The sequence below is a fragment of the Meiothermus rufus DSM 22234 genome, from assembly GCF_000423425.1.
Lineage (GTDB): Bacteria > Deinococcota > Deinococci > Deinococcales > Thermaceae > Meiothermus > Meiothermus rufus.
Map to the genome: position 1 here is coordinate 1 of NZ_AUHY01000046.1, position 23139 is coordinate 23139.

General features: G+C 63.4%; 16 protein-coding genes and 1 pseudogene. 8 read left to right on the forward strand and 9 right to left on the reverse strand.

Features of this window, described 5'->3' with window-relative positions; all coding sequences use genetic code 11:
• Nucleotides 1-177: 177 nt before the first annotated feature.
• Complete coding sequence (locus G552_RS0109400; RefSeq protein WP_027882809.1) at nucleotides 178-939, reverse strand: TatD family hydrolase; 762 nt, start codon at nucleotides 937-939, stop codon at nucleotides 178-180.
• 75 nt (nucleotides 940-1014) lie between these two features.
• Between G552_RS0109400 and G552_RS0109405 the strand changes: the two genes are divergently transcribed.
• Nucleotides 1015-2070, forward strand: coding sequence for a lipocalin family protein (locus tag G552_RS0109405; RefSeq protein WP_027882810.1), 1056 nt, complete (start codon nucleotides 1015-1017; stop codon nucleotides 2068-2070).
• Here the strand turns inward: G552_RS0109405 and G552_RS0109410 are convergent.
• A complete protein-coding gene (locus G552_RS0109410; protein WP_027882811.1) occupies nucleotides 2025-3767 on the reverse strand; it encodes an NAD-dependent malic enzyme in 1743 nt (580 codons plus the stop codon). The two genes, G552_RS0109405 and G552_RS0109410, sit on opposite strands and share 46 nt — an antisense overlap.
• 148 nt (nucleotides 3768-3915) lie before the next feature.
• Between G552_RS0109410 and G552_RS0109415 the strand changes: the two genes are divergently transcribed.
• Nucleotides 3916-4905, forward strand: coding sequence for a malate dehydrogenase (locus G552_RS0109415; protein WP_027882812.1), 990 nt, complete (start codon nucleotides 3916-3918; stop codon nucleotides 4903-4905).
• 197 nt (nucleotides 4906-5102) lie between these two features.
• On the opposite strand, the gene G552_RS0109420 is transcribed toward G552_RS0109415, so the two are convergent.
• The gene (locus tag G552_RS0109420; protein WP_027882813.1) at nucleotides 5103-5612 is read right to left on the reverse strand and encodes a phosphoribosyltransferase; all 510 of its coding nucleotides are present in this window, start codon (nucleotides 5610-5612) and stop codon (nucleotides 5103-5105) included.
• Nucleotides 5613-5616: 4 nt separating this feature from the next.
• A complete protein-coding gene (locus G552_RS0109425) occupies nucleotides 5617-6849 on the reverse strand; it encodes an aspartate kinase (RefSeq protein ID WP_027882814.1) in 1233 nt (410 codons plus the stop codon).
• A gap of 104 nt (nucleotides 6850-6953) precedes the next feature.
• Here G552_RS0109425 and G552_RS0109430 point away from each other — a divergent pair, with 104 nt between their 5' ends.
• From G552_RS0109430 to ruvA, 3 genes are read left to right on the forward strand one after another with little or no spacing between them, the layout of a single operon-like run.
• A complete protein-coding gene (locus tag G552_RS0109430) occupies nucleotides 6954-7724 on the forward strand; it encodes an enoyl-CoA hydratase-related protein (protein ID WP_027882815.1) in 771 nt (256 codons plus the stop codon).
• A gap of 16 nt (nucleotides 7725-7740) precedes the next feature.
• Entirely contained in the window at nucleotides 7741-8511 is a 771-nt protein-coding gene (locus G552_RS0109435) for an enoyl-CoA hydratase-related protein (RefSeq protein WP_027882816.1), read from the forward strand.
• Between the two features lie 2 nt (nucleotides 8512-8513).
• Nucleotides 8514-9095, forward strand: coding sequence for a Holliday junction branch migration protein RuvA (ruvA, locus tag G552_RS0109440; RefSeq protein ID WP_027882817.1), 582 nt, complete (start codon nucleotides 8514-8516; stop codon nucleotides 9093-9095).
• Nucleotides 9096-9241: 146 nt separating this feature from the next.
• Here the strand turns inward: ruvA and G552_RS0109445 are convergent, their stop codons facing one another.
• From G552_RS0109445 to G552_RS0109455, 3 genes are all read right to left on the reverse strand, one after another.
• Entirely contained in the window at nucleotides 9242-10024 is a 783-nt protein-coding gene (locus tag G552_RS0109445; protein WP_027882818.1) for an HAD family hydrolase, read from the reverse strand.
• A gap of 43 nt (nucleotides 10025-10067) precedes the next feature.
• Nucleotides 10068-10628 (reverse strand): protoglobin domain-containing protein, encoded by a 561-nt coding sequence (locus G552_RS0109450; RefSeq protein ID WP_027882819.1) that lies wholly within the window; start codon nucleotides 10626-10628, stop codon nucleotides 10068-10070.
• A 151-nt stretch (nucleotides 10629-10779) separates the two neighbouring features.
• Nucleotides 10780-15276: a glutamate synthase-related protein gene (locus G552_RS0109455; protein ID WP_027882820.1), complete on the reverse strand. Its 4497-nt coding sequence runs from the start codon at nucleotides 15274-15276 to the stop codon at nucleotides 10780-10782.
• A 196-nt stretch (nucleotides 15277-15472) separates the two neighbouring features.
• Here G552_RS0109455 and G552_RS0109460 point away from each other — a divergent pair, with 196 nt between their 5' ends.
• The 3 genes from G552_RS0109460 (at nucleotide 15473) to G552_RS0109470 (ending at nucleotide 20030) form a co-directional block, all read left to right on the forward strand.
• Nucleotides 15473-16309, forward strand: coding sequence for a hypothetical protein (locus tag G552_RS0109460; protein WP_027882821.1), 837 nt, complete (start codon nucleotides 15473-15475; stop codon nucleotides 16307-16309).
• A 123-nt stretch (nucleotides 16310-16432) separates the two neighbouring features.
• Entirely contained in the window at nucleotides 16433-18139 is a 1707-nt protein-coding gene (locus tag G552_RS0109465) for an ABC transporter ATP-binding protein (RefSeq protein ID WP_027882822.1), read from the forward strand.
• Between the two features lie 34 nt (nucleotides 18140-18173).
• Complete coding sequence (locus G552_RS0109470; protein ID WP_027882823.1) at nucleotides 18174-20030, forward strand: ABC transporter ATP-binding protein; 1857 nt, start codon at nucleotides 18174-18176, stop codon at nucleotides 20028-20030.
• On the opposite strand, the gene G552_RS0109475 is transcribed toward G552_RS0109470, so the two are convergent.
• The gene (locus G552_RS0109475) at nucleotides 20031-22658 is read right to left on the reverse strand and encodes a coiled-coil domain-containing protein (protein ID WP_156890717.1); all 2628 of its coding nucleotides are present in this window, start codon (nucleotides 22656-22658) and stop codon (nucleotides 20031-20033) included.
• Nucleotides 22659-22856: 198 nt separating this feature from the next.
• Nucleotides 22857-23139, reverse strand: a pseudogene (locus G552_RS0109480) (integrase core domain-containing protein); the annotation flags it as partial.

Sequence of the window (23139 nt, forward strand, 5' to 3'; positions counted from 1 at the left end):
CCTCTGGGTCGCCTGCTTTGGCCTCGGCCAGCCTCTGTGCTTGTCTAGCGCCTTGCCATATCTCTCGGCCAACGGTGGTAAACTGCACCTGGGGAACCTCCTTTCTTGGTTGGTTCCCCTCTTTTTATCCCAGCTTAGAGTCTCACATGTGTTTGTCCGGGTTCAGCCAGCGCATTTCTAAAAGCCAAAGCAGGCCTGGGCATTCTGGTCGGTGATGCGCTCCATCTCCTCTAACCCCAGGCCGTGTAGCTCAGCCAGCCGGGCCAGGGTGAAGCGCACCAAAGCAGGGTGGTTGCGCTGGCCTCGGAAAGGCTCAGGCGGCAGAAAGGGCGCGTCGGTCTCCACCAAGAGCCGATCCAGGGGAATCTGCCGGGCCGCCTCCCGCAGGGCCTGGTTCTTTTTGTAGGTCAAGGGCCCAGCTAAGCCAAAGTACCCCCCCAGCTCGAGCCCCGCTGCTAGCAGCCCGGGGTGTCCCGCGAAAGCGTGTAACACGAACCGAGCAGGCCGATTGTGCCGCAGCCATTGGGCCATCTCCTGTTCGGCTTGGTCGCCTTCTTTGCTGCGCACGTGAAGGATGAGGGGCCGGTTCAGGCGATGGGCCAGGGCGTGTTGGAAGTCTAAGGCCCGGTACTGGGCCGTCCGGGTCTCGGGGGTCCAGTAGTAGTCCAAGCCGCTCTCTCCCACCGCTCGCACCCGGGGATGCTGGGCTAGGTACGCTAGATCGGCCTCGAGCTCCGGGGAAAGTAGGCGGGCCTCGGTAGGGTGCAGCCCCACCGAAGCCCAGATATGGGGATGGGCCTCGGCCAGGGCCAGGGCCTGGCGGTTGCGCAAAGGGTTGGTGCCGATGGTCAGGATGGCCCGAAAGCCTTTGGCGGCCTCGAGGGCGGCCTGGGCTTCCTCCGGCGCCATAAAGTCCAGATGGCAATGGGTATCGGTCACAGCGTTTCACACTACCACAAGCCCATTTCAGCCTGGGCCACAGGCTCTGGGGCCGGTAACGCATACACTAGCCCTATGCGCCTTTGGCTGCTGGCACTCTTGGTTGCCTTAGCGGGCTGCCTGCCCAGGCTACAAGGGGTAGACCCCACGCGCCTGCCCAGCCCCGAGGCCTGGGGGCCACACAGCGCGCCTTTGGAATGGTGGTACGTCTCGGGCTACCTACCCGAGAATGGGCTGGCCTTCCACTGGGCCTTTTTCAAGGCCTATGCCCCCCAAGACTGGCAGTGGGGCCTCTTCAGACCCGCCTTCCTCTTCCCTGGCCCCTACCACGCCTCCCACATCGCCATCACCGACCTCTGGGCCGACCGCACACACTTCGAGGAGCGCTTCGATTTCCGCTTCGACCGGCCCTGGGGCGATAGCCTGGTGCGCTACCCTCCCCTTTACATCGCCCAGGACGACTGGCACCTGGTGCAACAGGGCGAGGCCTACCTGCTCCAGGCTGGCCCTATCCAGGTGCGCCTGACCCCCCGCAAGCCGGCGGTAGTTCACCCTCCGGGCTACTCTGGCACCGCCGAGACCGGGCGGATGTACTACGTCTCCTTCACCCGGCTGGGCCTAGAGGGGCATATCGCCGGCAGAAGGGTGCAGGGCGAGGCCTGGATGGATCACCAGTGGGGCGACCAGCTCAGCAGCGGGGCCACCTTGGGGGCCTTGTGGGACTGGTTCGGCCTGCACCTCTCCGACGGAACCGACCTGATGCTCTATCGGGTGCGCAACACCAAGGGTCAGGTGGTTCAGCTTGCCGGCTCGGCCACCGACCCCCAGGGGCGGGTGCGCGAGCTGTCCGGCCTGAAGATGACCCCCCTGGAAAGCTGGACCTCCCCCGGCGGACGCCGCTACGACCTGTCCTGGCAGGTCGAGGCCGAGGGGCTCGAGCTGCGCCTTACCCCCCTGCGCCGGGAACAGGAACTCCTCACCGCTTCTACCCGGGTGGCCTACTGGGAAGGCCCCATAACCGGTAGTGGAAGCTGGCAGGGCCAGCCCATACAGGCTCGGGGCATGGGCGAGTTCGTGGCTGGAGCCTACACTCCCCCCGGTTTCCCTGGGGCGGGCCTGAACGGCAGGTAACGCGGCTGCCAGAAACGCTCGGCTACGTAGGCCTGGATGGCCTCCATCCCCAGCCCACTCAGGCGCTCCTCACGGGCCAGGCCCTCCCGCATGGCCTGGCGGATCACCCGCGCGGCCACATACTGGCTTACCTCCCGCAGCTCCGAGGTCGGAGGGTAGATACGCTCAGGGTGGTGTTGGCTGGTGTAGTCGTAAAGCGCGTAGGCCGCCTCGAGCACCATCCCATCGGAAACCTCCCGGGCTTTGGCCAGCACCGTACCAAAGCCCAGCCCGGGAAAGACGAAGGCATTGTTGCCCTGACCAATAGGATGGGTTTTCCCCTCCAGCTCCACCGGAGGGAAGGGGCTGCCCGCCGCCACCAGGGCCCGCCCCTGGGTCCAGCGCAGAACCTCCTCGGGGATGGCTTCCGAGGCGCTGGTAGGGTTAGACAGAGGGAAGATGATCGGACGGGTGGTGTGGGCCAGCATGGCCTGCACAATAGGTTGGGTAAAGGAGCCCGGCTGGCCAGAAAGCCCCAACAAAACGGTAATTCCCGCGCCCACCACGGTCTCGTAGAGGTTGGGCACCTCCCCGGCCACCGCCCACCCCTGAATCCGGGCCGGGTCCTGGGCGAACTTTTCCTTGTAGGCCTCCATGGGGCGGCCTTTGAGCAGCAAACCCTTGGAGTCGAGCACAAAAAGCCTCGAGCGGGCCTCCTCTAGGCTTAGCCCCTCCCGCATCAACCCATCCAGCATGGCCTGGGCCACCCCAGCCCCCCCGGCCCCAGCCCCGTAGACCAGGATGCGCTGATCCGAAAGGCGCTCTCCCTTGAGGCGGCAGGCCGCCATCACCCCCGCCAGGGTAACCGCACCGGTGCCCTGGATGTCGTCGTTGAAGGAAGGCAACACCTTGCGGTAACGCTCGAGCACAGCAAAAGCGGTGTCTTTGCCGAAATCCTCCCACTGCATCACGGCATTGGGGTAGCGCTGGCGGAAGGCCTCCACAAAACGGTCCATAAAGGCGAAGTACTCCTCGCCGGTTAGCCGCCGGTGGCGCACCCCCAGGTAGAGGGGGTCATTGATCAGGTCGGCACGGTTGGTACCCACATCCAGCTCGATGGGCAGGACCTTATCGGGGCCTAGGCCACCGGCTGCGGTGTAGATGGCCAGCTTGCCAATGGAGATAGCCATGCCGCCAAAACCCTGGTCACCAATACCCAGAATGGCCGATGAGTCGGTGGCTACCGCAAGGCGCACATCGTTCAAGGGTACGTTGGCCAGCGCCTCCTCGATGATCTGGATGTTATCGGTCGAGGCGGTGAACCCTCGAGGGTAGCGGTAAATGTGGGAAAACTGCTTGACCGCCTCCCCCACCGTGGGGGTGTAGAGGATGGGCAGCATCTCGCTCATGTGGTCAACGAAGAGGGCATAGAACAGCACCTCGTTGCGGTCTTGCAGATTGCGCAGAAAGATGTGCTTTTCCAGGTCGTTTTCAATCAGGCGGTAGCGTCGATAGTTGCGCTCCTTCTGCTCCTCTAGCGTGGTCACGTGGGGAGGCAGGAGGCCCTCGAGGCCCAGCGCCCGCCGCTCCTCGTGGGTGAAGGCAGTGCCCTTGTTCAAAAGCGGCAGGCCTAGCAGCAGCGAGCCCAGCACATAGGGCTCGAGGTAGCGCTTGCCCCGCTCATCGCGTTTGACGTCGTAGTAGCGACTAACCGTCATGGGGGTTATGCTAAGCCCCAAAGGGCTTTCCGGTCTAGCGGTCTGGTGTACCTATCCCCCGCTTTTGTCCTTCGACATTGAGCCAGCCGCACGTTATCATCGTGGGCGGTAGCGATGGGCCTTTTGGCCCAAGGAAAGGAGTGTCAAGATGAAATCCCCTGTTCGTGTTGCAATCACCGGTGCAGCCGGTCAGATCGGCTACAGTCTGCTTTTTCGCATCGCCGCCGGCGAGATGCTGGGCAAAGACCAGCCGGTCATCCTCCAGCTACTGGAAATCACCCCGGCCCTAAAGGCCCTTAACGGGGTCATCATGGAGCTCGAGGACTGCGCCTTCCCCACCTTAGCGGGCATTGTGGCCACCGACGACCCCAACGTGGCCTTTGGGGATGCCGACTACGCCTTGCTGGTAGGGGCCATGCCGCGCAAAGCTGGGATGGAGCGGGCTGATCTGCTCCAGGCCAACGGGGCCATCTTCACCGCCCAGGGCCGGGCCCTGTCCGACAACGCCAAAAAGAGCGTCAAGGTGCTGGTGGTAGGCAACCCCGCCAACACCAACGCCCTCATCGCCTACAAAAACGCCCCCAACCTCTCCCCCCGCCAGTTCCACGCCATGACCCGCCTGGACCACAACCGGGCCATCTCCCAACTCGCCGCCCGGCTCAAAGTGCCGGTCAGCGAGATCAAAAAGATGACCATCTGGGGCAACCACTCCCTCACCCAGTACCCCGACCTCTTCCACTGTGAGGTGGGCGGCAAAAACGCCTACGAGCTGGTAGGCGACCACGACTGGTACGTCAATAGCTATATCCCCAAGGTGGCCCGGCGCGGGGCCGAGATCATCGAAGCCCGCGGGGCCTCTTCCGCAGCCAGTGCCGCCAATGCCGCCATCGACCACATGCGCAGCTGGGCCCTGGGTACCCCCGAGGGCGACTGGGTCAGCATGGCCATCCCCTCCGATGGCTCGTACGGCATTCCCGAAGGGCTGGTGTACAGCTACCCCTGCATCTGCAAGGACGGCGAGTTTGCGATTGTGCAGGGCCTGGAGATCAATGCCTTCAGCCGCGAGCGGATGGACGCCAGTGCTAAAGAGCTGGCCGAGGAGCGCGACGCTGTGCTGCAACTGGGCCTGATCAAGTAAAAGCAAACGTCACAACGCGCAAAGGGTGCCCTTACCCGCACCCTTTATTTTTTTGCGCCGCACCCTAGACCTTTCTGACCCCTCCTACCTCCACCTCAAGCTAAGGCCGCACCCTGCAGGAGACAGAGTAAGCGGGGCTTCTCCTGGTTCACCCCTAGGAGCCTAAACCCCCACCCGCTCGAGCCAAGCACCCCGCCCTAGGCCTGGCCCGCTTCCTGCCCCGGTACAGTCCAGCCCTGAGCGGGGTCCCAGGGGTAGACGATCCAAGCGTCGGTCTCGGCCGCGTAGTAGTCTGGCCCATCGCCGGGAAACTGGCTTTTTAGGGGCTTATAGTGCAAGACGGCCACCTGAGGCCGCCCACCCGCCAGGCGCACCCGCTCCCGCACAGCTACGGCGGTTTTACCCGAGTCCCAGACATCGTCTACAATCAAAACCCGCTTGCCATACAGCAGGCTATCGGAGGGAAACTGCAAGAAGACCGGGTCTTTGATGGTCTCGCCCACATCGGTATAGAACATCACCGCAGCGGTGAGAATATTGCGCTGGTCGGTGGCCTCGGAAACCAAACAGGCCGGGATCATGCCACCCCGGGTCACTGCCAGGATGCAGTCGAAGTCGTTGGGGTTGAACTGGCCCAGCAGTTTGGAAACCAGGCTGGTGATCTCCTGCCAGGAAAGGTACTGCTTACCGGCGTATCCCTGGCTCATGGCCCTAGGCAGAAGCCGGTATGGGCTTATCCAGTTCAAAGGCGCTGTGCACAGCGCGCAAAGCGGCCTCGGCAAACTGGGAAGGAACAATGGCGGAGATGCGCACCTCGCTGGTGGCGATCATCTCGATGTTAGCCCCCACGCTGGAAAGCGCCTGGAACATCCGGGCGGGAATCCCAGGCGTGGAGGCCAGGGCCACCCCCACGATGGAAATCTTGCAGACGTCCCGGCGCAATCGGGCCTCACCCCCTATCTCGGCCAAGACCGGCTCGAGGGCCTCCATGGCCTCTTCAGCGAAATCCTGGTTGACGGTGAAGGCCATCTGGGTACGGCTGGCCTCATGGCCCGGCACCCCCTGAATAATCATGTCCACCGCGACCCCCTTGCGCCCTAGGGCCTCGAAAACCTGGGCGGCGATACCAGGCCGGTCGGGAATCCCCACCAGGCCAATTTGGGCGATCTCGTCGTCGAGGGCCACCCCCGTCACCGGGCGATCTAGTTCCATGCCATCCTCCGTAACAATTGTGCCAGGGTTATAGGAAAAACTGCTGCGCACGTGAATGCGCACACCATAGCGCTTGCCATAGTATACCGAGCGGGGGTGTAGCACCCGTGCCCCCAGTGCGGCCATTTCGAGCATCTGGTCGTAGCCGATGCGGGGGAGCTTCTGGGCCTCGGGAATGGTGTGGGGGTCGGTGGTGTAGACCCCTTCGGTATCGGTGAAAATTTCGCACTCCTGGGCCCCCAAAGCGGCGGCCAGGGCCACCGCGGTGGTATCAGAGCCACCCCGGCCCAAGGTGGTCAGCTCGCCCTCGGGGGTGGTGCCCATGAAGCCCGCTACCACCGCCACCTCGCCCCGCTCGAGGGCGCGTTGGATTAGGGTAGGCTCCACCCGCAGGATGCGGGCATCCCCGTAGCGTCCATCGGTGGTGATGCCAATCTGGTGCTGGGTGAAGCCCCGGGCGGGAATGCCCATGGCGTGAAGCTGCATGGAGAGCAGGGCCACCGATTGCTGCTCGCCGATGGTGGTGAGCATATCCAACTCGCGCTGGGGGGGGCGCCGGTTGACCCGCCTGGCCAAAGCGATGAGTTCATCGGTCATCCGCCCCATGGCCGAGACCACTACCGCCAGCCGGTGCCCCTTTTCCCGGTAGTGCTGGATGCGCTGGGCCACCTTGTGGATGCGCTCGAGGTCACCCACGCTGGTTCCGCCGTATTTCTGCACAATCAGGGCCATAACTAGCACAGCATGCTAACATCTTCACAGGCCGTTGGTCAAAGCAAAAAACCTCGCGCTAGGCTATTCCCCTGAAGCGGCCTTCTAGTAGGATAACCCCAGGTATGTACGAAAACATCCTGGTGGAAACCGTAGGGAGGGTGGGACTGGTTCGGCTAAACCGGCCCAAGCAGCTCAACGCCCTCAACAGCACTACCCTGCGCGAGCTGGCCACGGCTATCACCGCCTTTGAACAGGCCGAAGAGATCGGGGCCATGGTCATCACCGGCAACGAGCGGGCCTTTGCGGCTGGGGCCGACATCGTAGAGTTCCAACAGACCACCCTACCCGAGCTGATGCGGGGCCTACGGGCCGACCAGTACGAGGTTTTGCGCAAGGTACGCAAACCCCTGATTGCGGCGGTTTCGGGCTACGCCTATGGGGGTGGGTGCGAACTGGCCATGCTGTGCGACCTGATTGTGGCCTCCGATACCGCCCGCTTTGCCCAGCCGGAGATCAACCTGGGCATCATCCCCGGTGGAGGGGGCACCCAGCGCCTGACCCGGCAGGTAGGCAAATACCTGGCTATGGAGGTGATTCTAGCGGGCCGGGTGCTCTCGGCCTGGGAGGCCTTGCGGCATGGGCTGGTCAACAAGGTGGTGCCGGTGGAGCTCTATCTTGAAGAGGCCCTCGAGCTCGCCCAACGCATCGCCGAACGGGCCCCCCTGGCGACTCGCCTGGCCAAAGATGCTATCAACCGCGCCCAGGACCTCAGCCTGGAGCAGGGGTTGGGCCTCGAGCGCAGCAACTTTTTGATCGCTTTTGGCAGCGAGGACAAGCAGGAGGGCACTACCGCCTTCGTAGAGAAACGCAAGCCGGTGTGGAAAGGCCGGTAAACCCAGGAGGCATCCCATGAGCGTACTGCTTCGTCAGACCCAAGGCCCCATCCTAACCCTGACCCTCAACCGCCCCGAGACCATCAACGCCCTAACCAGCGAGATGCTAAGCGAGCTGGCCCAGGCCCTAGCCAAAGAAGCCACCCAGCCTGAAGTCCGGGTGGTGATTCTGCGGGGGGCCGGGCGGGGCTTCTCTTCGGGGCAGGACCTGCGGGAGTTTGAAGGCAAAACCCTCTCCTACAAAGGCCACCTGCGCCACTACCAGGCGGTGGTGGAAAACCTGGTGAGCCTGGAGAAACCCATTATCGCCGCCATTCATGGGGCGGCTGCGGGGGCTGGCCTCTCGCTGGCCTTAGCCTGTGACCTGCGCATCGCCAGCGAGGACGCTGTGCTCACCACGGGTTTTAGCCGCATCGGCCTTATCCCCGATGCCGGCATGAACTACCACCTGCCCCGGCTGGTGGGGTATGCCCGGGCCTTTGAACTGGCGGTGCTCTCCCGCCGGATTGAGGCCCAGGAAGCCCTTAGCCTGGGCCTGGTCAACCGGGTGGTGCCTAGCGCGGCTTTCGAGGAGGAGCTGGGCCGGCTGGCCAGCGAGCTAGCCCAGGGGCCTACCAAAACCTACGGTCTAATCAAGCGGGCCCTCCGCTACAGCGCCCAGGCCACCCTGGAGGAGATGCTAGAGTACGAGGCCCTGTTGCAGGAGGTAGCCGGGCGCACCGAGGACCACCGGGAAGGGGTGCAGGCCTTCTACGAGAAGCGCCCCCCTCGCTACAGGGGAAGGTAGGCGTGGTTCGCTACCTCAAGGGCACTGTGGTGCAGAAAACCCCCCAGAGCGTGGTGCTGGGGATAGGCGGGGTGGGCCTCGAGGTCTACTGCCCGGCCCCCACCCTGGCCGGCCTGAAAGAGGGGCAAGAGGCCACCTTGCACACCCGGCTCATCGTGCGCGAAGACGACCTATCGCTCTACGGCTTTGCCGAGACCAGAAGCCTCGAGCTTTTCGAGCTTTTGCTCTCGGTTTCGGGGGTGGGGCCTCGGGTGGCCCTCAACCTGCTTTCCTCCCAGACCCCGGCCCTGCTGGCCCGGGCCCTGGCCGAGGGCGACCTGCGCCTGCTCACCGCAGCCCCAGGGGTCGGCAAAAAACTGGCCGAGCGCCTGGCCCTCGAGCTGCGCGGCAAGGTGCCTGCCCACCTGCTGGGGGAGGGGGGCCGCCTGGTGCACACCCCCCAGACTGAGGAGGCCGAACTCGCCCTGATAACCCTGGGCTTCCGCGAAAGCCAGGTCAGGAGCGTGGTGGCCGAAATAGCCCAGAAAAACCCTGAGGCCAGCACCCAGGAACTCATCAAGCTGGCCCTGAAGGCCCTGCGCTAATACCACCCCACCCCGACTGCGTCAGGGTGGGGGCCCTGGTAATGCCCTTGATAAGCCCATACTTCTTGCTCCAGTGGTGAAGGATTCGGCGAAAACGGGTATAAAAATCCCAGAGGCCCCGGCAAGGGCGAGTGGTCTGGCCGTCATCAGTCCAAAGCCTCGAGCCAGGGCAGCATCTCTAACAGGTTAGACACCTCGAGGTCGGCAGGGTAGCGCGGGTCTTTGGGCTTGAAGCCCCGATTCACCCAGACCGAGCGCATGCCCACTGCCCGCGCCCCGGCCACATCCCGCTCCGGGTTGTCGCCCACCATCACACAGGCCGAGGGCGCCACCCCCAGTTCCTGGCAGATGTGCGCGAAGATGCCGGGCTCCGGCTTGCCGATATCCAGCTCACCCGAGATGGCCACAGCGGCAAAGCGATGCCGCAGGCCAAAGCCCTCGAGCTTCTCCCGCTGCAAATCCGGCACCCCGTTGGTCACAATGCCCAGCCGGTAACCGGCCAAGGCCTGCAGCAGGGCGTCCACCTCGGGGTAGCGGGGGTAAAGGCGGCGCTGGTGGAAGTAGCGCTGAGCCAGTTCCTGGCACAAATCCGGGTCGTGGATGCCCTGCTCGGCCAGGGCCTCGACCCAGACCGCCACCCGAAAAGAAGGGGCCCAGGTGCACAGGGTCTTTAGGGCAGGATGGGTCTGTACCTCGTAGCGGGCCCATAGCCCCTCCCCCGCGCTATGGCCAATGCGCTGGGTGTATGCAAAGGCTGGCCCGCTCTGCCAAAGCCGCTGCGCGGCCTGTTCGGCGGAATGCACCAGAAGGGCCACGTCCAGGCTATAGCGGGAAGCCGCATATAAAGCGCAGTTTTGCCAAGCGTGCCGTGAGACCGGGTGGTCAAGGATAAGGGTCTCGTCTAGGTCGAACAAAATAGCGGCAATCATGAGATTTTTACCGTGGGCGGTGATTCAGCTGGGCTTGAACCCATCAGGCCTGGGCCTCTTGCAGCAGCACGCTGGCCCCGCGCGACAACGCCTCCCGGCTGCTGCTTGAAACGCCCAGCCTGAAGCCCGCCTCGAGGGCCGCCAGGTAGCTCTCTTCGATAAGGGCAATCTCGATGGCGATAATCTTCTCGAAAGCCTCCACCGCCGGGAAAATCTCTGCTGAGCGCAAAGCGGTGCGCATATGCTCGAGGGAGAGTTCCTGCACAATGCCCATGGCCGGCACCATATGGCTGGGGGTCACCCCGAGGCGGGCATGGATTAGGCCAATCCGGTAGCGACGGTGGGCATAATCTGCATCGTACACACCAGAAAAAAGCTCCCGATACCAGGCCGCAAAACTTCCATACAGCCGCTCTACCCGCCCTGGAACCCCCCAGAGTATCTCGCGCATCTCCGCATCCCGGCCCAGATAGTCGTAAAAGGCCAGGGCCACCTCCGAGGCCAAGGGAGCCATGTACCCGCCCAACCCCACCAACACCTCCACATGGGCCTCGGTGAAGCCGGTGCGTCGTTTGAGGGTATCTAGCAGCGCACCCGGATTCATCGGGACAATCGTACCATGGTCTTTTGCCCACCCCTCCAACGCTCAAACAAGCCTCTGAAACCCTTCTGTTGAATCCTTGGCTTGGCTTGGACACTTGGGTGGCACGAGCCATACCACCCAAGGACGCCAAGGCAAACGCTCGAGGGGAAGACTACTCTGTACTCACTTCCTGGGCCACCTGCTGGTTGGTGGGCAGCACCATGCGGAAATGGGTGACCGGGTCGAGCAACAGCTTCATCAAGCGTTCGGCTTTCTCCTCCCGCTTCGCGGCCCGCAAAGCATCGAGGTAGGCACTCATCAACTCACGCACGTCGGCGATGCCCCGCTCGTCGAGCTTTTGTACACTCACCTTGGCCCCTTTGGCCAGGCGACGGCGCATGGCCTCTTCAGTCAGGCCCATCTCCGGCCAGTAGCGCAAATAAACCCGCCCGCCGGTCATGCCCGAACAAATCCAAGGGCCAGGATCACCCAGCACCACCGCCCGGCCCCGGGTCATGTACTCGAAGGCAAAACCCTTGGCCTGGGCCCGGGCAGCAATGTTGCCCAGCTCGTCCTGCACCGGACGGTCTGGCTCGCCCCCCAAGACCACATCGGCCCCAGACAGGCGGATGCAGAAGCGGCTATCGGCCTGTCCTTCCACAATCAGCAGGCCCCCTATGGCCCCGTAGGCAAAGGACTTACCCACCGAGCCATCCACGTACTGGCCGAGGGGGTTACGCCCTTTCAGGATGGCCACCCGGCCCCCATAGGCACTCTTGGCTACCCCATCCTGGGCGCCCCCCTCCACCACCACCTCGAGGCCCTCCACGTTGAACGCGGCAATGCCGTTGCCGGCTACGCTACCGGCATCGAAGCGCAGCTCCACCTTGGCCTCCCAGCCCTTGCCGTAAAGGCGGCGGCGGGCAACCTCGCCGGCTAGGTGGGTCCCCAGGGCGCGGTCGGTGGAGCCTACCGGCCCCTCCTGGAAAAGCAGCTCCCGCCCGCCCTCGGCATAAGCCCCGCTGACCACCTCGGTAATCGAGCGGGTGAGCTGGTTCAGTGGCTTGCGCAACACATGGGCCGAACGTTCACCCAGCCAGTCGGGGGCTGTCACCGGCTCGAAGAAGTAGCCCAGGTCTAGCTCCTGCGGGTGGCCTTCCTGCACCAAGAGGTCGCTGCGGCCTACCAGGTTGCGCAGGCGGGTCTCGCCCAAAGCCGCCACCAGCCGGCGCAGCTCATCGCCTTTGGCCGCGAAAAAGGTCACCAGCTGCTCCACCGCCCGATCCAGCTCCTGCGGCACAAAGCGCTTTAAGCCGTGGGCCTGGGCCTGCTCTAGGGTTTCGATCTGGGTAGCAATCCCCACGTGGCAGGTATCCATCTGGCACTGTCGGCAGATGGTGCAGCCGATGGCTACCATGGCCATGGTGGCCATACCCACCCGGTCGGCCCCCAAAAGCACCATGCGCAAAACGTCGTAGGCGGTCTTGAGGCCGCCATCGGCCCAAAGCTCGACCCTATCCCGCAGACCCGCCCGCACCAAAGCCCGATGGGCTCGGCGCACCCCAAGCTCCACCGGCAGACCAGCGTATTTGAGCGCATGCCAGCGGGCCGCCCCGGTTCCCCCCTCAAAGCCCGAGAGGGCGATCACATCTGCTCCCGCCTTGGCGATACCCACCGCGATGGTGCCAATACCCGGAATAACCGGCACCTTCACCGAGACCTTGGCCTTGGGGTTGACGGTCTTGAGTTCCTCGATGAGCTGGGCCAGGTCCTCAATGGAGTAAAGGTCGTGGTTGTTGGAAGGAGAGATCAGATCCACCCCTGGCACAGCGTTGCGGGCCGCGGCCACCTTGGTGGTGACCTTTTTGCCCGGCAGGTGCCCGCCCTCCCCTGGCTTGGCCCCTTGGCCAATCTTGATCTCGATGAAGCTGGCCGAGTTGAGCATGTAGGCATGAACCCCAAAGCGGCCCGAGGCCACCTGCTGGCCCCGCCAGTGGGTGTACTTGCCCAGCATGTCGGGAATCTCGCCCCCCTCGCCGTTGATGCAGACCATGTTGAGCTTTTTAACCGCCTCCACGTAGGCGCGGAAGCTGGTCTCGCCTTGCGAGCCAAAGCTCATGGCGGTAATCACAAACGGCAGGGAATGACCCCCCACGCTCAGGTCAACCTCCTCGGGGTTGACCGGAGATTTTTCAGCAAAGCGGATGCCCAAAAGCTGGCGCGCGGCCACCGGTGATTCCTGCTCGAGGCTGCGCACCTTGGCCTGGAAGTGCTCGTAGGGCGACTCCTCCGTGGCCACCTCTAAAGCCGCTTTGAAGATGCGGGAGTTGAAGCGGAAGTCCTTGGCCGGGGGGACTTTTTCCGCATTGAGTAGGTTGAGGCGTTCTAAAAGGGTGCGCTCGAGTTCCAGTAAGCCATAGCCCGCCTTCTCCGAACCCAGGAAGTTGCGGATTCCAAAGTACTCAGCCAGATCGGGCTTTAGGCCAATCGCACTGAAGATGCGCCCATAGCCGCGCACCTCGTGGATGCCCATGGTAGAGATAACCTTCTCCAGGCCCTTTTTCAAGCCCTCGAGCAGGTATTGCAGGCCCAGCATACCGTTTTTGGCCTGGGCCTTGTGCTGCATGAGCCAAGGCGCGACCGCGTCGGCCCCCAGGCCCAGGCAGACTGCCACATCGTGCAGGTTGCGCACCCCACCGGAGTGCACCAGGATGGAGGTACGCCGGCGCAGCGAGATGCCCTCCTCGTCGCGAGCCTCCTCCAAAGCCCGGCCTACCGCCGCCAAGGCCAGATACGCATCCAGCCAGACCCCCCCTTCGAAAGCGCCACGGTCGGAGAGTACCAGCAACTCGGCCCCTTCCCGTACCGCTTCCACCGCCGCCTCCTGCAGGCGCTTGAGACCTGCGGCAATCCCTTCTTCTACCGAGAACTGTAGGGGCAGCAGGGCGTGCTTAAAGCGCCGTAAGGCTTCCTCGTAGGTCAGGGTACCCTGACCCTGAGCGATGGCAGCCACGTTGGGGATGCTCTCTTCCAGCAATAGGGGCACCACCAGCTCTTCCACATGGCCTGCGCCCCGCCCATCGGGCAGCGGGCGGCGGCCCAGGATACTGCGGGTGGAAAAATGCTCAATTTCGCGCTCGCGGTCGATGGCCGGGTTGGTCACCACCGCCACGGTCTCCTTGAAGAACTCCGAGAGGTTGGGTTTCTCGGGGTTGAGCGCCGCGATGGGGCCATCGTAGCCCAGAGAGCCGATGGGCTCGTTGCCCGTCTCGGCTAGGGCCTCGAGGTAGCCGTTGTCCCAGCGATCCCAACCATAGGCCCGCTCGAGGTTCAGCGAGGGTGGCGCGGGTTTGTCCTCCACCTGGGCCTCGCTGCCACCGGCCAGGGGTGGGGGTGAGGCGTAGCGGGGCCCGGCCAGGTGGGCCCGGTAGCCCTCGAGGCTATGGCTTTTGGGCAGGATGCGCTCGAGCACCTGCCGCTGGTGCCGGTCAAAGGTAAACAGCCGGGCCCCTTCAGGGGTCAGGCGCAGGTACATCTTTTCGCCAGGGGCAAAGGGGCGGGGTTCAGAGACAAACTCCTCTACGGTAAACACCCCCCGCTCCGAGCTGAAGACATACTCCGAGTCGGTCTCAACAAACCATAACGGGCGCAAGCCCATGGCGTCGGTAGCAAAGACGGCCTCTTCCCGGTGGCGCGTCACCAAAGCCGCCGGCCCCTGGGCCAGGGGTCCAAAACGCTGGCGCAGGTTCATATACAAGTCCTGCAGGGCGGGCGAGTAGTTTTTAATCTCCCCTAGGATGGGCGGGAAGACCAAATCCATGGCCTCGGGCAAGGAAAGGCCAAAACGGTAGAGCAGACCCTCCAAAATGCGGTTTAAGTCCTGTGAGTCGGAACCGCCGGTGAGGGGAATATTCAGGAAGCGGCCCTCGCGGCGCAAGCGCTCGATGGTGTTGATCTCGCCGTTATGGCCCAACAGGCCAAACGGCTGCACCGCCTCGAAGGTGGACATGGTGTTGGTGGAGTAGCGGTTGTGGCCCAGGGTGATGGTGGACTTGTACTCCGCCCGGGAGAGCTCGGGGAAGTAGCGCTTGAGAATCTCTGCCGAGCCCCGCACCTTGTAGACCACCGTAGCGGTGGAAAGCGAGACCACGTGCACGGGAAAGCGCTGCTCGAGCAGAAGGCCCAACTCCCATAAAGGCCCATCGCCATCGGTGGACAGCCCAGCCACCTGGTAAAACAGCGGCTCGGTACGCCGCCCCACCGGCCCAAGCACGCTGCTGTTGGTCTCCCCCTTGCGCTCTAAAAGCAGCTTAATCCCCCGCTTGGAACCCTCCACGCGGAACAGGTCAAAGAGCTCCTGCACCCGTGCGCTTTCGCTTTTAGGAATGAACAAGTGCCCTACAAAAAAGCGCGGGTTCTGGGCTAGGTTGCTGTCCAAACCCGCTTCGTAGAGGTAGCCCGCCCATAGCTCCCGCGGGAGGTCGGTCTGAATCCCGGTACCATCGCCCTCTCCCCGGATCAGACCCGCCCGATGGGCCATCTTGTAGAGGCTTTCGATGGTGCGCTGCACATTGGCGTGGCTGGGCCGTGCGCTCTTTTCGACAATGGCGATAATGCCGCAAGCGTCGCGTCCGTTTGGTATACCAGGATACGCCTCACTGAACTTCATCCACTCGACCTCCCAAAAAGAGCGCTTCGGTGTAGGGGAAAAATCCTCGCAAACTTATGCGAAGATTTGAAGCAGTATACGAAGCACCCCTCCCAGCGTCAACCGCCAAGGCGCAGTGTAAAAAACACCCCTCGAGCCAGCGCGCCAGGAAGGGGGCTATTCCTCCGCCAACCCCAGCCCGTTGTAGGATATTCCGGTGCGTGTTGGTGTACTGGATACCTGGTTGAGCAACCGCTACCTTCCCTTCTGGGAGCCTTACTTTGAGGCCCTGGAGGTCGAGGTGGTTCCTCCAATGGACGCGGAGGTGCGGCTGCCTATGCCCCTGCCGATTCGGCGGGTTCTACAAAAGGTTTACGGCCTAAAAAACCAGGGGGTGGACTACCTGCTGCTGCCGGATGTCCAACTTGGGGTGGAACCCCAGCGGGGCAACCCCACCCCCTGGATGGTTGACCTGGCCGCTACCCTCGAGCGCCTGGTGCCGGGGTTGCCCCCGGCACTGGTGGTTCCCGCCGAGCTTTCCCCCAATCTGGTGGGCCTGGCGGCGGAGATAGGACAAACCCTCACCCGCAACCCCATGCTGGCCCGTCGGGCACTGGAGCGCACCAAGCGGCTGCTCGAGACCTCCTTCAAGCCCCCCAAACAGCCCGGAAAGCGCCTTATCGGACTGGTGGCCCAGCCCATGCTGGCCGAGGATACCCTCTGGCTCGAGGGGTTGCGCAACGCCTTGAGCGCCCAAGGGCTGAACCTCTTTTTGGCGGACAAGGCCCCTGCTGAACTGCGGCAGGAAGGCCAGAAGCTCGGCCTGGAACTCGAGCTTCCCACCGACCTCGAGGCCGCCGGAATGCACCGCTACCTCTCGCGCATGGGCCGCATTGAAGGCTTGATTTACGCCCACGACCCCGACTACCTGCCCCTGCCCCGCCCCTTGCGCAGACTGCTGCGCCGGTGGCCTCCCGCCAAACCCTTTCAGGTGGTAGGCCTGGAGGAGGCGTGGGAGAGCGCGGTCAAGGCCCTGGCGGAAAGTCTGGCCTAAAATAGACCAAAGCACACCTTCAAAAGACTTCGGAGGAGTAGATTAACGAAAATGCAACCAACCCCGGAATCACCACCCCGTAATAGAACTGACCGGTCAGTTTTTTATCCCCTCAGGGCCCTGATGCCCTACCTGCGCCGTTACCAAGCCCAGTACCTCTGGGGTATGCTCGCGGGCATTACCTCGGTGGGCATGGCCTCGCTTTCCCCCTACTTTCTGCGCCACGCCATTGACGCCATCCGGGCAGGGGAGGCCTACGGGGTCTGGGTGTGGGGCCTCCTAGGCTCAGCGGTGGCCTCGGCCTTCTTTTCCTGGGCCAACCGCCAGCTCTTAGTGGTCGCCAGCCGCCACATTGAGCACGATCTGCGCATGGACCTATTTAAAAAAGCCCTCTCCCTCGATGCCTACTTCTACAGCCAGAACCGTATCGGCGACCTGATGAACAAGTTCACCACCGACCTAGGCGCAGTGCGGGAGATGCTGGGCGCGGGCATCAATATGGGCAGCCGCCTGTGGATGTTCGTGATCTTCGCCATCGTGGCCATGTATCTGGTCAGCGTGCCGCTAGCTCTGGCTTTGTCCCTGGTTTTCCCGCTGATTTTTATCGTGATGTACTACGTCTTAAGGCTCATTGACCAACGCTACCGCGAAAGCCAGGAGGCCTTTGACCGCATCTCCACCCAGGCCCAGGAAAACTTTTCGGGCATCCGTGTGGTTAAGGGATTTGCCTTAGAGGAACGGGAGCTAAAGGCCTTCCAAGCCCTCAATCGGGACTACATTGCCAAAAGCTTGGCGCTAGCCCGGGTGGATGGGCCGGTGCGCGCCCTAATGGGGCTTTTGATGGGGGGAGCAGCCCTGATTGTGCTGTGGCTGGGCGGGGGGATGGCCATCCGGGGCGAGCTCACCGCAGGGCAGTTCGTGCAGTTCAACGCCTACCTGATGATGCTGGGCTGGCCCATCATCGGCCTAGGTTGGACCCTGACCCTCTTTCAGCGGGGCTCCACCAGCTACCGGCGGCTGGAAGAGTTTTGGCAGCAGCCGGCCCGCATCCAAGACCCCATAGCCCCAAAGCCCATCAGGCCCGAGAGCCTACGCGGGGAAATCCAGTTCGAAGACGTGCACCTCGAGCTGGGCGGACGCAAGGTGCTAGACGGCATCACCCTAACCATTCCCGAGGGCACCACCCTGGGCATCACCGGGCGCACGGGCAGTGGTAAGACGCTTTTGGTAAGCCTAATACCCCGCCTGCTCGAGCCCACCCAGGGCCGGGTGCGGGTAGGAGGCTACGACGTGCGCGAACTGCCTTTGTCCACCCTGCGAAGCCTGATTGGCATGGTGCCGCAAGAACCCTTCCTTTTCTCCGATACCCTGGCCGAGAACATCGCTTTTGGCCTGCCCCAGGTGAACCTCGAGCGAGTCCAGTGGGCCGCCCGGCTGGCCGGCATCCACGACGATATCCTGGCTTTCCCTAAAGGCTACCAAACCTCCTTGGGCGAGCGGGGAGTTACCCTTTCGGGCGGGCAACGCCAGCGCACGGCTTTGGCCCGGGCCCTGGCCCGCCAGCCCAAAATTTTGATCCTCGACGATGCCATGAGCGCGGTCGACACCGAGACCGAGTCGCGTATTCTCTCCGGCCTCAGAAGCGTGTTGGGCCAACAGACCACCCTCTTGATTGGCCACCGCACCTCTACCTTGCAGTACGCCGACTGGATCGTGGTGCTGGAGCATGGCCGGATCGTCGAGGAAGGTACCCACGAGATGCTGCTGGCCCAGGGGGGCATCTATGCCGAACTCGACCGCATCCAGCACCTACAAGCCGAGGTGGACTAACCCCTAGCCCAAACAACGCCTTTGACGGAGAGTTATGCACGAAGAGGAAGCCTTTAAAAAGAGTTTCGATATAAAGCTGGCCCGGCGCATTCTGCGCTATGTGCGCCCCTACTGGAAGCAGGTGGGGCTGGCCCTGCTGGCCCTTCTGGTCAGCACCCTGACCGCAGCCTCCACTCCCCTATTCCTCAAGTACGCCATCGACCACGCCATTGTCCCGCGCGAGGTACTGCCCTTAGCCCAGCGCTACGAGACCCTCTTGCTCATCTGCGCGCTGTTCTTTGCTGTGCGGGTGGTGGATTTCATCGCCAATTACGCCCAGGTCTATCTGATCAACTGGGTAGGCCAGCACATCCTCTACGATCTACGCTCGGAGATTTTCGCCAAACTTCAGCGGCTGCACCTGGGGTACTTCGACCGCAACCCGGTAGGCCGGCTGATGACCCGGGTCACCTCGGATGTGGACGCCATTAACCAGTTCATCACCGGTGGTCTGGTAGGGCTTATCGCCGACTTTGCCCTAATCTTCGGCCTAATGGGCTTTATGCTGGCCCTGGACTGGCGGCTGGCGCTGGTCTCCTTTGCCATCATGCCGGTCTTTTTGGCCGTAACCACCTGGATTCGGGGTGGGATGCGCCATGCCTACCGCGAGATGCGCTTGCGCCTGGCCCGGGTCAACGCCTCGCTGCAGGAAAACCTGGCCGGGGTTCAGACCACCCAGCTCTTCAATCGGGAGGCCCAAAACACCCGCCAGTTCGAGTGGCTCTCCAGCGACCTGCGCAAAGCCTGGGTGGAGATTATCAAATGGTTCGCCCTGTTTTTCCCCCTGGTAGGCTTCATGGGCGAGGTAACGGTGGCCCTGCTTCTATGGTATGGGGGAGGGCAGGTCATTCAACAGACCATCACCCTTGGCCTGCTGGTGGCCTTTACCGATTACGTGCGCCAACTCTTCCAGCCCTTACAAGACCTTTCGGAAAAGTTCAACATCTTCCAGGGGGCCATGGCCTCGGCAGAACGGATTTTCAGCCTGCTGGACACCCCAGAGGAGGTGGCCGACAAACCCGGGGCCCTACGGGTCGAACGCTTCAAGGGGCAGATTGACTTCGAGGACGTATGGTTTGCCTACGGAAAGCGGGGGGAGGCCAGACCTAATGGAAGCGTTGAAGCAGACCCTTCTAGCCCGGAGGAAGGGGAGTGGGACTGGGTGCTAAAGGGGGTTAGTTTCCGGGTGCGCCCCGGGGAGAAGGTGGCTTTGGTGGGCGCCACGGGGGCGGGCAAAACCAGCGTGATCAGCCTGATTGCCCGCTTCTACGATGTGCAGCGAGGAGCGGTCAAGATAGATGGCCGCGATGTGCGCGAGTATGCCCAGCGCGACCTGCGTCGGGCCATCGGCATCGTGCTGCAGGATCCATTTCTCTTTAGCGGAACCATCGAGTCCAATCTGCGCTTAGGAGACGATAGCCTGCCCTTGGCCCGCATCCAGGAGGTCTGCGCTTTTGTGGGGGCTCACGAGTTCATCCTGCGGCTACCCCAGGGCTACCAAACCGTGCTGCACGAGCGGGGCGGGGGGCTTTCTACCGGGCAGAAGCAGCTTTTGGCCCTGGCCCGGGCCATCCTGCATAACCCCGATATCCTGCTCATTTTGGATGAGGCGACCGCCAACGTGGACGCTGAAACCGAGCAGAAAATGCAGGCCGCGCTCGAGCGGGTCATGCAGGGCCGTACCTCCCTGATCATCGCCCACCGCCTTTCCACCATCCGCCACGTGGACCGAATTCTGGTCTTCCGCAAGGGGCGCCTGATCGAAGAAGGCACCCACCCGGAACTCCTGGCCAAAGGCGGTTACTACACCCGGCTCTACGAGTTGCAGTACGCGCACGGCAGCGGGGGCTAGCTACAACGACAGCAAGGCCTCGCGCTGGCGTTCGATAAGCGCCAGAAGACGGGAAAGCAAGGCCTTTTCCGCCAGAATCATCAGCCCCTTTCGCTTCAAGGGAACCAAGAGCAGCACCCACTGGGGCAGCGAGATGACCGCGAGCTGGGCTGGCTCAGCGCTGAGCTCCTGGGCCAGATTGAGCAGGTCGTCGAAGACTACCTGGGCGCTACTTGCAGAGAAGGGCAGGCTTCCCGCCACCACCTGACCGGCCTCGAGCAAGGCCACCGCCTCTACTCCCCGCATCTGGAAGGAGCCCAGCAGCTCCTGGGTGACCAGTGCAGCCGCCTGAACCGGAGCCTCAAAAACATTCAAAAGGGACTCGATATCGGCCTGTTTTAGCTCCTGCATCAGGCTCTGGGCCGCGGCATACTCCTGGGCGAGCTGGGTCTCCAGGCGTTCGGCCTCCTCCAGGGCATGGCGCACCTCCAGCAGGCTACTGACCCCCAGGCGGGGCAGGCGCTCTGCCGCCGAAGATAGGAAGTCGCACAGGGGCTTGATGCGCATAGCGGTCTCGCCCCCCACGCCCTTGTGGGCATGGTAGGCCTCCAGCAGCGCCTTTATACGGGTCTGAAGCTCGCTGCGCAGGGTTTCCTGGGCCTGGCGCAAGCGGCCCAGAAGGGCATGCACCTCGCTCAGATCGGGCAGCTCGCCCGCCTGCAGGCAGGCCCGCGCTTGGGCTACCTTCTCCTCCAGGGCCTCTCCCCCCAGGCCCCGCATGCTACGGGCGGCCATCTCGTAGCGGGAAAGCTCCTCGGCAATCGCGCTCTGCCGGGCCGCCACCAGCTCCTCCAGGGCCCGCTCTAGGGGGCTGGGGTCGGTCAGGCGCCCCTCGGCCAGGGCCTCGCGGGCTACCTGAAGGGGCTGCTTTAGCTCGATTAGGGACTCCTTGAGGGTCTTTTCGAGCTTGCGGATGCGGGCCTCGAGGGCTTCCAGTCTGCGGCCCAACACCTCCTTAGCCTGAAGCACCAAGCGGTTCACCGCGGCCTCGAGGTCGGCCAAAGGCCGGCTTTCCTCTTCCAGGCGCGACAACAAGGCTTTTCTGTCGGCCTCCAACCCATTCAGGGGGGGCAAAGCCTGCAAGGTGGCCCGCAGTCCCATACGCTTTAGGCTCTCCTCCTCCCGCTCGCGGGCCAGATGGGTCAGAAGCTCGGAAAGCTCCTGACGCAGGGTTTGCAGGCGGGCCTCGGAAATATCGGGAGCCAGCAGGGCCGCTACGAACGACTCTACCTGGGGTCGGCCACGGAAGGGCGAAAAGGCCAGTTCGGCCTCGGTGCGCAAAGTGGCCAAGGCGGCCTCCAACCGGGCCTGGCGTTCGCGCGCCTCACGGCTGGCTTTTTCCTCGGCCTCGAGGCCCTCCACCGCTCGCTCCAACTCGACCAGCTCCTGGGGCAGCCCCCCCGCCTCTAGGGTTTCCAGCACCACCGCCAGCCGGGCCTGCACGCCGGCGGTTTTCTCTGGGGGCAGCTCGAGGCGACCCAAACGATCAGCCAGCCATTCGTAGCGCACCCGCGCCTCGGCCAAAGCCTCAGCATGGGCAGCCTTGAGCAGCTCGGCAAAAGCAGCCAGGCGCTCGCCCAAAGGGTTGCCCGCCGCCAGTTCCTCCCGCAGGGCGGCCAGCTCGGTGGCCACCTGGGGCAGGCCCAGCACCGCCTCGTAGCGCTCTTGCAGGGTCTCTAAGCGGCGGGCATCCTCGGCCAGGTCGATCTCGCGAATGCGGGACTGCTGCTCGGCGGTTAGGGCATCGAAGTCGAGGTCAAGCACCAAGGCCTCTTCATCGAAACCGTCGTCCCCCTCTAGCTGAACCGGCGCTTCGATGGTAGGGTCCTTGAGCACCACCTGGGGCTCGGTAGGGCAGTCTATCGCGGGAATATCCTCGATGGTATCGAGGGTGATGGCCATCTCGCTCTCGGGGTTTTGCACCACCGACGACTCCACCAGCTTGCGCATCTCCGCCGCTAAGGCCCGGGCCCGCTCCACCTCCGCCGAGGCCAGGGCCTCTTGGGCGTGGGCCTCGCGAATCTGACGGATCAGGTTTTCCAGCCGGCGTACCTTGGGGCCGCCCACGCTCTGCACCCGCTGCAAGGACGCCTCGAGCTGGGCGATGTCGCGGGTCTGCCGCAGCAAGGCCGCCTGGAGCCGCTCCTCCAGCGCCGCCAACACGCCCTGCCCTTCCCGCAGTAGTGCCCCCGCCGCCGAGGCCTCGGGCCCCTGCTTGATAGCCCGGATCAGCCCGCGCAGACGCCCCACCTCAGGCCAGTCTAGGTACAGGCTGAAACGCTTTAGACCGGCCTCGAGGTCGGCCAGCACGGCTTGGGCATGGGCCGAAAGGCTGGGGGCACTCCCCCCTGACCCACTGGCGAGGCCCAGTTCTTTGAGCATCTCCTCGACACGACTACGGGCCGCGCCTGGACTCATCTTAGCCTGCAACTCTTTGTAAACCAGGCGCTTAAGGATCACCTCCGCCTGGGGGGCTTCCAGCTTTTCCGGGGCAATCTGCAACCGGCGCAAGCCCTCCTCTAACACGGCACGGGCCCGCTCACCCAGCATGGGCTCGAGGTATTTGTGGAGCGTTTGATAAAGCGACAAAGCCTGACCTCCCGAAAGCGCGAATAGCTCAGCTCTAGTGTATATCCCAACGCCCAGCCTAGGGGGTGTAATCGGTCAACACATGTGAGACTGGGGAACCGACTCCTCCTGCATCTTAGCTAAATACTCCAAGGGAGCAAGACCCTGTAATCGGTCAACACATGTGAGACTGGGGAACCGACTCCTCCTGCATCATAGCTAAATACTCCAAGGGAGCAAGACCCTGTAATCGGTCAACACATGTGAGACTGGGGAACCGACTCCTCCTGCATCTTAGCTAAATACTCCAAGGGAGCAAGACCCCCCAGGGCCATGTGAGGCCTTCGGCGGTTGTAGTGGTCCAGGTAGGCATCCAGCTCTGCCTGTAGCTCGCTGAGCCGGGGGGGCAGAGGCCGGGTATAGAGCTCCTCCCTAAAGGTCCGTTGCACCCGCTCCACGTGACCATTGAGTTTAGGACTCCTCGGCGGCAGCACAAACAAGG